Here is an 8,880-nt window from a genome sequence, read left to right as displayed (position 1 = left end):
CTGTCTCAAAAGGTAAACTAACGCTCTGAGAATCTCCTAAACAACAAAAGTTGTCAGACAGGAGTTCGAGAGATGGGGTACTTTTGAGACAGCCTCTTCTCTTTTTTATGTAATCCAATACAACAATGGATTGCTGAAGCAGATTATTTTCTATTATACCTTTTCTTGAAATCTAAGATTCAGCGTAATCAAAAAAAGTAAACAGACTCAAGACCGGAGTCATTCGTTAAAAATTGGGATTGATTTCTGAAATTTCCAAACTCACACGGATCAGATTCTTCTTCATATATAAACCATAGCCATGCTCAGACAGTGGAAATTTCAATTAAGTCTCAAAAATTAAGTCAGTCTAAATTTACAAAACATGGCTTATTTCTGTTGTTTTTATTACTTCAGAATGTGTTTTTTCAAAATCTCTGCAGCAGCCTCCAGCTCTTGTTCATCCATTGAGGCAAAACCAAAGCGGAAAGCATTCTGCTCTTCATCAGTACGTATAATTTCCAGGCCGGGAATTTGTGTCAGTTTTCGGACTGGATATTCTGGATTCAGCCGGACCCAGATGGCCATTCCTCCGGAAGGAAGTACGTATGAAACATGATCTCCTAATTTTTCTTTCAATACAATATCTAAAAAATTCCTGCGCTGATGATAGATTTTCTTTGCTTTTTTAAGATGTCGTTTCAGTTCTCCCTGTCTGATCAATGAGGCTAAAGCGTTTTGCATATATCCGTCTCCGCCTACATCAATCAGTTTTCTGAGTGCAGTACATTGGGCGATAAAATTTTTAGGTGCTGTCATAAAGCCTATACGGAGGGAAGGGTCCAGAATTTTTGAGAAGGAACCAATATAAATAATATTTCCGTTGTGATTACTGCTTGCCAGAGGAAGGTATGGTGAAGAATTATAATGATAATCATAGTCATAATCATCTTCTATAATAGTGAATGAAAACCGGATAGAAAGCTCCAGCAGTTTCATTCTTCGGTCTACGCTGAGTGTTACGGTAGTTGGATAATGATGATGAGGAATAACGTATACCACACTGATCTTTCTTTTCCGGCATAGATTTTCAAGAAGATCCGTATTAATACCATGTTCATCTACAGGAACTTCAATAATAGAGGCTCCCGTTTCTTTAAATACGTCATTGGCCGCAGGATAATTGGGCTTTCCTGCAATAACAGCTGATCCGGGACCTAAAAGAAGCTGTGCTGCAAGATAAATGCTCATTTGAGCGCCATGAGTAATCAGGAGATGCTCCGGACTGATATTGAGACCCCGGGTTTCGGAAAGATAACGGGTAAGTTCTTCTCTGAGTTTAAGCGTACCCTGTCCGGTGCCGATACCCGCGTTTTTAATGGTATGTCTTTTTGAAGTATAAGAACGGTATGTTTTCAGGAGCTCATCAATGGGGGATAATCTTACATCCGGATGTCCGTCGTCAATAATAATATCAGGAACCATAGCAGGATCAGTTATTTCAGTCTCACGGATCATTTTAAATGGGAGCTCAAAATTGTTCTGGTAAGCGGGCAAAAAATCTGTGTTATTCCACTCTCTCGGCTTAAATACAGGAATACGCTCCGAAATCACGGTATATTTTCTTGGAATAATAGTAATCCAGTCCTGGGCTTGGAGTTCCTCATAGGCCGCTATAACCGTTTTACGGTGTATTCCAAGGGTACGGGCAAGATCCCGGGTTCCGGGAAGATGGGTTCCTGCTTTTAAAGATCCGTTTCTGACGGCATTAATGATTGATACTGCAATTTGCCTGTAAACAGGCATACTGATTTCTTTGTCAATAGTAATAAGGTGTTCAAATGGAAACATACTGGACTACTTAATAATTACAAACTGGAATACAAATGTAGTCCTATTTAAAAATATTTTTGCCCTGTCAATTAAAAATAATCACGACAATGAATTACACCATTAAAAAAGCAGGTCTTGAAGATCTGAATGAAGCTGCAGAACTTTTCAATCTGTACCGTATTTTTTACCGTCAGGAATCTGATGTGGAAAAAGGAAAAGCATTCCTGAAAGAAAGGTTGCTGAACAATGAATCTGATATTTTTCTGGCTTTCGAAGAAGGCAGAGCCGTTGGGTTTGTACAGCTTTATAAATTATTTCATTATACAAAACTTCAAAAACAGTGGCTTTTAAGCGATCTTTTCGTACATCCGGATTATAGGGGAAAGGGAATTTCAGTTGGCCTCATAGACAGAAGCAAACTATGGTGCGAGGAAACGGAAGCCTGCGGACTGATGCTTGAAACTGAGAAAACCAATGATATTGGAAACTCACTTTATCCGCGCTGTGGTTTTGAATATGACGGATTGCACAATTATTATCACTGGTGGGTAAGAAGTTAGATATGACGGGCGTACTTTAGACAGCATTTTGCATATTCCGTTGGTTATTTCTACGTAATGCGGAGTAGAATTACTTCTACATGAAATGTTGTTTAATTCTACAGTTTTTTTTGAAGAAGTACAGCCCGGAATCCTACTTTTGTATTGCTCTTGTTAACCAGAGGAAGACTGGTTTGCAGAGTTATTTATGTTTAATGATCTCCGCCATCATTTTCTACTTTTTCCCGAATGTTTTTATGATTAGTACCCATAACTGCTTTCAGGCGGAGATCTTTTCTGAATTTTTATCAAGATTATTCTGAAAATAAAAAAGAGAATCATAACCGATTCTCTTTTAGGTTTTTCCAGATCAGGCGTAAAAATTGTGGGGCTAAGCCAAAATCTCAATTAACCTGAAAAAAAATGTTTGTTCTGCTTATTTTTGAATCTGATCCTATTTAATTTATTATTATTTTCTTTGTGATATTGTTATTAATTGATATGATATAAACCCCACGGGTAATACCGACTGAGCGTAACGCTAAGGTATATCGGTGACTACTGTTCAGGGTGGTATTTTCTGAGAAAACCTCTTTTCCGCTTAAATCAAATATCTTTAATTCTATATGTGTATAATTTGGTAAGTCTATATTGATAAAGTCTTTGGCAGGAATAGGATATACGGATATATCTTTTTTAATTGAAGTATCTGAAACGGTAAGATTGCTGCTGTTCTGATTGAAGAATTCCCAGATCTTTTGAGTATAGGAAATGTCATTCTGTGCGGTAAGCCATATATGATCTGCATTATTGACCTTAAAAAGCTCAATGACAGAATTGTTATTAGGGCTGGTATATCGGTAGTGGTCCACAGTATATCCATCATTGGAGGAGTCCGGAAGCAATGTATGTACCGGAACATTGACAGAGGAATTATTATTTTTCCAGTAGTTGATCATCTGATCTACAGAATTTCCAAAATTATTATTAGTATAGCCAATAGTAGAATCTGCTGTACCATGAAAATGAGCGATAGAGACTGGCCTGCCGGGAGTTCCTGCCGCTACAGGCAGAATTCCGTTTCCGAAAGTTCCGGCTACAGAAGCGAATACTTTTATTTTATGGTTCAAAGTCAGTGCAAGTCTTTCAGTCATGAATCCACCCATTGAAAAGCCACAGGCAAAAATTTTATTGGGATTGATACTATACTCCTGTTTTATTTTATCAATCAGAGTACTTATAAATCCAATATCATCAATATTGGAATTAGGAGTATACCATGAAAACCCGGCACCTGAGTTCCATGCGGTTCCGGATAAAGGATCACTCAGGGCCTGCGGACAGACTACAATAATATTATTGCTTTCGGCAAGAGTATCAAAACCAATATTTCTGAAATTGATCATATTATCTCCAAGCCCATGGAGTGTGAGGACAAGTGAGGCAGGATTTTGAGAACTATAACCGGTTGGTACATAAACGGAATATTCTCTTAATCCGGAACTATGCTGCATGGATACAGTCTGCCATTGCTGACTGTAAAAAATACCTGCGAATAACAGGCATAAAAATAAAATCGATTTCTGAGTCATATCTTTTTTTTTCAAAGATATTGAGACAGGTTGCACAATCAATTTGATAAAAATCAAAGAAAAAAATAAATATTTTGATATTTGTCAAAAGGTTATTTTCTGGACCGGATTCGGCTTAACGTTTCCTGGGTTATCCCTAAAAATGAAGCAATCATGCCCAGGGTAAGAAGCTCTGCCGCTCTTGGGTGTGATCTTATGAAATCTTCATATCTTTCTTCTGCTGTTTGAAAAAGCATCCTGTCAATCCTGTTTTGCGTCATGATCAGTACACTGCTCATAATCATTCTATACAGATACTGAATATCCGGATAGTTGTCTGAAAGTTCCTCCAGATCTTTATAGCTGAGTTTCCACAGGATACAATCGTCCAGTAATTCTATTCCGCGTTTATCAGGCTTTTGGCGGATAAAGCTTACAATTGATAACAACAAAGTTTCCTCTCCTCGAAAGCCGTCGGTAATATCTTTTTCATCCTTATAATAAAAAATCCGGGCAGCTCCTTTTTCTACAAAATAGATATGTTCGCAGATATGTCCGGGTTTTACAAGAAGACTGTTTTTAGGAAGTTCTTCTTTTTGTAATTTCGTAAAAATAGCCATCATTCCTTCAAGTGATAATGAAATGGGTTGGATATCTTCATTATCTATCATTGAAGCAATATAGGAGTTTATGGCAGTAAAAATGTGCAGCATAGCGATATAAAGAAATATTAAAAAAAATCCTGCTTTTAAGCAGGATTCAGTTTATTTTTCTACAATGATTATTGAGCTAACTGAGCAAAAGGTGTCAGCTTATTATCATCAGACATAGTTTGTCCTAAGAAGTCTTTTTTCTGCTCTCCTTTCATTCTTCCGGCAGCATCATTGGCATTGAAATAAGCTTCACTTAATTTTGTAGCAATTTCTGCGGGCTTAAAATCAAATTTTGTATCACCTTCTACTCCAAGATATCCGTTTTTTCTGGTAAGGTTACTGATATAATTATTGTAATTGGTAAATGTATTTCTCAGATAGAGCGTGTGGTATTCCATACATTTTTTAGCTTTTTTGGAAGAATTGTTCAGGATGCAGTTCTTCATATTATTTCTGTACAGGAACCATTCAGATTCCAGAATACCATATTCTTTACTTAACGCTGTCTTTCCATTGGTCACAATAGTACCATCGCCTTCCTTATCTGCAATGGTTTGCAGGTGGGTAATAACCAATGGAACCGTATTTTCAATCTTTGTTTTAGTTTCCTTCAGAATGCTGAGATCTGCAGCAGGAGAGTTCTTCTTTTGAGCCGTAGTAACGTTAAAAATAAGCAGTAATAGTACAATCAATAAATTATATCTTTTCATGAGAAATTTTTAAAGCACTAAAATAAATATAATTTCCCGGTTAAAACAAATTCATTTTAATTTTATTTAATAAAAATTAACAAGTTTTAAGAATTTACAGCGTTATTTCATGTTTTTCTGCCGATTAATAAGGTGGTAAATTCAGTACGTTGAAAATTTAACATATTTTAATAAAATTTATTCAGCTGATTTTCAGTTAATTATAGTAATTTTGTTTTTATCACTAAAAAAATAGTTGTGAGCAATGGATTTATTTCTACATTTGTATAACTAATTTCTTAGTGATATGAGTTTTTAAGGGTAATAAAACGGTATCACATCAACGATTAAATGATAAGAATATGAAAATTCAGACTTTAACAAAAGCAGAGGAACAGGTAATGCAATACCTATGGAAAATAGAAAAAGGCTTTTTAAAAGATGTCCTCGATCTTTTTCCTGAACCCAAACCGCATACCAACACTGTTTCTACTATTTTAAAAGTTTTGAAAGATAAAGAATTCGTAGACTATCATGTATACGGAAGACAGCATGAGTATTTTCCATTGGTTTCTAAAGAACAGTATTCCGGGAAAACAATGAAAAGCCTTGTAAAAAACTATTTTAAAGGATCTTATAAAAGTGCCGTTTCCTTCCTGGTAGAAAAGAATGAAATGACTGTAGAAGATCTGGAAATGTTATTGAACGAACTTAAAAACAAAGACTAACTGATTATGGAAACACTACTTCTATATTTTGGAAAAGTAATTTTATGCTCCGGTGTAACATTTTTATATTACCAGTTGTCTTTAAAAGACAAGACGTTTCATCATTATAACAGGTTTTATCTGCTGGCCGCCATGGTTGTATCATTGCTGCTCCCGCTGATTAAAATAGAAGACTTTACCATAGAAGTTAATAATGATGTATATATGCTTCTTGACAAGCTGCAGAATTTTAACACAGAAAAAAATATTAACAATGACCACACTTATTTTAGAATTATTTTTTCAGCTCTGGGACTGGTTACTTTCTATTTTCTAGGGAAACTGATCTATGGGGTCATCAGGATCCAACAGCTTAAAAGTCAGTTTCAAAAGGAAAATATTGAAGGAATTAACTTCTACCATACTGACCTTACCGAAGCTCCGTTCTCTTACTTTAAAAATCTTTTCTGGAAGAATACAATTACCCTGAATTCTGACATTGGAAAACAGATTTTAAAGCACGAAATGGTGCATATTGAACAGAAACATTCATTTGATAAAATTTTTATCGAAATCATTACTTCTCTTTTCTGGTTCAATCCTTTCTTTCATATCATCAAAAAAGAAATTAGTTTAATACACGAATACCTGGCTGATAAAAAGGCCGTAAAGCAATCGGACACCAAAGCATTTGCGCAGATGCTTTTAGCAAGCCACTTTTCCGGAACACAGTTGCCTGCCACAAGTCCGTTTCTAAGTTCAAATCTAAAAAAACGACTTAAAATGTTACAAAAACCAAAAACCAAATTCGGATATGCGCGCAGAATTTTTGCCCTTCCGGTATTATTTTCAGTAGCTTTTGCTTACCTGGTAAATGCTAAAAATAAAGAAATTAAAGAAACCAACATAGTGATTGAGAAAGCTGTTTCTCAGATTAAAAAAGATACAGTTACCCCTCAAAAAGCTGAAAAAGCTGTAAAATCCCAGTTTTTTAAAGAGCCTGAAAGTCAGAAAGAAATTAAGGCTCTTGGACAAAAGATACAGGAAAAAAGTAAGGCACTGAAAGGTATGAAGCCTGACAGCAAAGAATTTGAGAAAAGTCTTGAAGAGATAGGAGAGCTTTCCGGAGAAATTGGAAGAATCACAAATTCTGATAATTTTAAAATAGCTTACACTTTTGATACTTCGGAATTGAAAAAAGTGAATGAATATTTCAAATCCATTGAATGGAAAAACAAAATGAAAGCGATGGAAGATATGGGAGTGGAAATACCGGATCTTTCCAATCTGAATATTGATTTCCCGGATGCGCCTCCTGCACCGCCAAGAGGTCCAGGAGCACCGTCAACACCTCCATCGCCACCAGGAGCTCCTAAAATGAGACTTTTCAAATCCAATGATTATGTATATGAAAACTGGAGCCCTAAAGCAGAAGCTGCTCCCGTAGATGCAAAAAAAGCTGCAAAAGTGGCTAAAGTAAGGGCTGAAATTGCCAGGAAAAAAGCAAAACTTGACATAGAAAGTGCAAAGCTGGAAGGTGAAAAAGCTAAACTGGAGGCACAACGGAGAGCTCTGGATGCAGGTGAAAGAAATGTGTATGTATATAGATCTTTCAACTTTGATAGAATGGCGGATATGCCAAAAGTGGAAATGGAAGCCGATTTTATCCGGAAAGATCCTAAAGGAGAGATCACAATGAACGGAGTAAAGAGATTCAAGCTGAATGAGTGGAATAATACCAGGATATTCATAGACGGAAAAGAAGTTTCCAGAGAAGAAATGGAAGCTCTGAAGCCTGATAAGATTGCCAGCATCACCATTAATAAAAACGGCTCAGCCAGCATCAGACGAGGCGAAATAAGAATCCAGACAAAGAAATAAAGTTCCATTAAGCTTTGTCATTCCATGATTGGCAAAGCTTTTTATTTTGAAATAAGCTATGAAAATTCAGATTTTATTGTTACTGCTTGCAGGTATTCTCACCGGAGCACAAACCAACAGGTTTTTTTATGAGTATAAATTTATCCCCGATTCCAATAACAAAGAAGACGTGAAGAAAGAAATGATGCTGCTTGATATTAATAAAGAGGGCTCAACTTATTACAGTCACGATAAATTTGTCGCAGATTCAACGTCCAGGGCAGATCTGGAGAAACAGCTGAAATCAGGCTCAGGAAGCATCAGTGTTAACAGAAGAGAAAAGCAGGGGCAGGTATCTTATAAAATAACAAAACAGTATCCTGAATTTAAAACATACCTATTTACCAGCATCTCTACAGACAAATACAAAGTGCTGGAAGATAAGAAGCCGGTTTGGAAAATTCTACCGGAAAAGCAGAAAATAGGAGAATATGACACCCAAAAAGCAACAACAAGCTTTGGAGGAAGAGAATGGACCGCATGGTTTACCTCTGATATCCCTTTTCAGGATGGACCGTATAAATTTTACGGACTTCCGGGGCTTATCGTTAAAATTGAAGATGCTACAGGTTCCCATAGTATGACCCTTGCAGGCAACAAAACAATACAGACTCCCGGACAGGAGCAGGAAATTACACTTCCGGGTAATGTGAGAGTATTGGGAATAGGGAGTAAGGACCTTGAAATATCGAAAGAGCAATATAAAAAAGCCTGGAAAGCTTATGTGAATGATCCCTCTAAAAATATGAGAGAAATGATGAACAGGAGTGGCGGAAGTGACAATTCCAAAGTGGTTTTTAAGGTGAAAACCGAGGATGGAAAAGAAATGTCTGACCCCAGCGAAGTATTCAGGGAAATAGAAAAAAGAACCAGGGAAAGCCTTAAGAAAAATAATAACCCGATTGAACCGGATCTGGTGAATTAAAGTTATTTCATTTTATAATCTTAAAAAAACAGGATAGATACTATAACTATCCTGTTTTCTTTTT

8 protein-coding genes are annotated in these 8,880 nt (G+C 36.3%); 4 read left to right on the top strand and 4 right to left on the bottom strand.

What is annotated here, in order from left to right; genetic code table 11:
* Positions 1–387: 387 nt before the first annotated feature.
* Complete coding sequence (locus AOB46_RS13620; protein WP_062700255.1) at positions 388–1,830, bottom strand: PLP-dependent aminotransferase family protein; 1,443 nt, start codon at positions 1,828–1,830, stop codon at positions 388–390.
* An 89-nt stretch (positions 1,831–1,919) separates the two neighbouring features.
* On the opposite strand from AOB46_RS13620, the gene AOB46_RS13615 reads away from it, so the two are divergent.
* Positions 1,920–2,372 carry a GNAT family N-acetyltransferase gene (locus AOB46_RS13615; RefSeq protein ID WP_062700253.1) on the top strand — a complete coding sequence of 151 codons (453 nt, stop codon included), beginning with the start codon at positions 1,920–1,922 and terminating at the stop codon, positions 2,370–2,372.
* A 437-nt stretch (positions 2,373–2,809) separates the two neighbouring features.
* Here AOB46_RS13615 and AOB46_RS13610 read toward each other — a convergent pair whose 3' ends face one another.
* The 3 genes from AOB46_RS13610 to AOB46_RS13600 all read right to left on the bottom strand — a co-directional run bounded on the left by AOB46_RS13610 (position 2,810) and on the right by AOB46_RS13600 (position 5,285).
* Positions 2,810–3,943, bottom strand: a complete 1,134-nt coding sequence (locus AOB46_RS13610; RefSeq protein WP_131724378.1) for an alpha/beta hydrolase family esterase — start codon at positions 3,941–3,943, stop codon at positions 2,810–2,812.
* Positions 3,944–4,035: 92 nt separating this feature from the next.
* On the bottom strand, positions 4,036–4,593 hold the full coding sequence (locus AOB46_RS13605; protein WP_157845065.1) for a Crp/Fnr family transcriptional regulator: 558 nt from the start codon (positions 4,591–4,593) through the stop codon (positions 4,036–4,038).
* Between the two features lie 110 nt (positions 4,594–4,703).
* Positions 4,704–5,285, bottom strand: a complete 582-nt coding sequence (locus tag AOB46_RS13600; protein WP_062700247.1) for a hypothetical protein — start codon at positions 5,283–5,285, stop codon at positions 4,704–4,706.
* A 341-nt stretch (positions 5,286–5,626) separates the two neighbouring features.
* Here AOB46_RS13600 and AOB46_RS13595 point away from each other — a divergent pair, with 341 nt between their 5' ends.
* The 3 genes from AOB46_RS13595 to AOB46_RS13585 are packed head-to-tail and all read left to right on the top strand — an operon-like array spanning position 5,627 to position 8,816.
* Positions 5,627–5,992, top strand: coding sequence for a BlaI/MecI/CopY family transcriptional regulator (locus AOB46_RS13595; RefSeq protein WP_062700245.1), 366 nt, complete (start codon positions 5,627–5,629; stop codon positions 5,990–5,992).
* Between the two features lie 6 nt (positions 5,993–5,998).
* Positions 5,999–7,852, top strand: a complete 1,854-nt coding sequence (locus tag AOB46_RS13590; RefSeq protein ID WP_062700243.1) for a M56 family metallopeptidase — start codon at positions 5,999–6,001, stop codon at positions 7,850–7,852.
* 58 nt (positions 7,853–7,910) lie between these two features.
* Positions 7,911–8,816, top strand: a complete 906-nt coding sequence (locus tag AOB46_RS13585; RefSeq protein WP_062700241.1) for a GLPGLI family protein — start codon at positions 7,911–7,913, stop codon at positions 8,814–8,816.
* Positions 8,817–8,880 lie beyond the last annotated feature (64 nt).

The sequence above is a fragment of the Chryseobacterium indologenes genome, from assembly GCF_001295265.1.
GTDB lineage: Bacteria > Bacteroidota > Bacteroidia > Flavobacteriales > Weeksellaceae > Chryseobacterium > Chryseobacterium indologenes_A.
This window is presented reverse-complemented; position numbering and strand designations above follow the sequence as displayed.

Coding starts and splice junctions, on each gene's coding strand:
- AOB46_RS13605 (WP_157845065.1), bottom strand. CDS start 4,593: ATGATAGATAATGAAGATATCCAACCCATTTCATTATCACTTGAAGGA.
- AOB46_RS13610 (WP_131724378.1), bottom strand. CDS start 3,943: ATGACTCAGAAATCGATTTTATTTTTATGCCTGTTATTCGCAGGTATT.
- AOB46_RS13585 (WP_062700241.1), top strand. CDS start 7,911: ATGAAAATTCAGATTTTATTGTTACTGCTTGCAGGTATTCTCACCGGA.
- AOB46_RS13600 (WP_062700247.1), bottom strand. CDS start 5,285: ATGAAAAGATATAATTTATTGATTGTACTATTACTGCTTATTTTTAAC.
- AOB46_RS13590 (WP_062700243.1), top strand. CDS start 5,999: ATGGAAACACTACTTCTATATTTTGGAAAAGTAATTTTATGCTCCGGT.
- AOB46_RS13620 (WP_062700255.1), bottom strand. CDS start 1,830: ATGTTTCCATTTGAACACCTTATTACTATTGACAAAGAAATCAGTATG.
- AOB46_RS13595 (WP_062700245.1), top strand. CDS start 5,627: ATGAAAATTCAGACTTTAACAAAAGCAGAGGAACAGGTAATGCAATAC.
- AOB46_RS13615 (WP_062700253.1), top strand. CDS start 1,920: ATGAATTACACCATTAAAAAAGCAGGTCTTGAAGATCTGAATGAAGCT.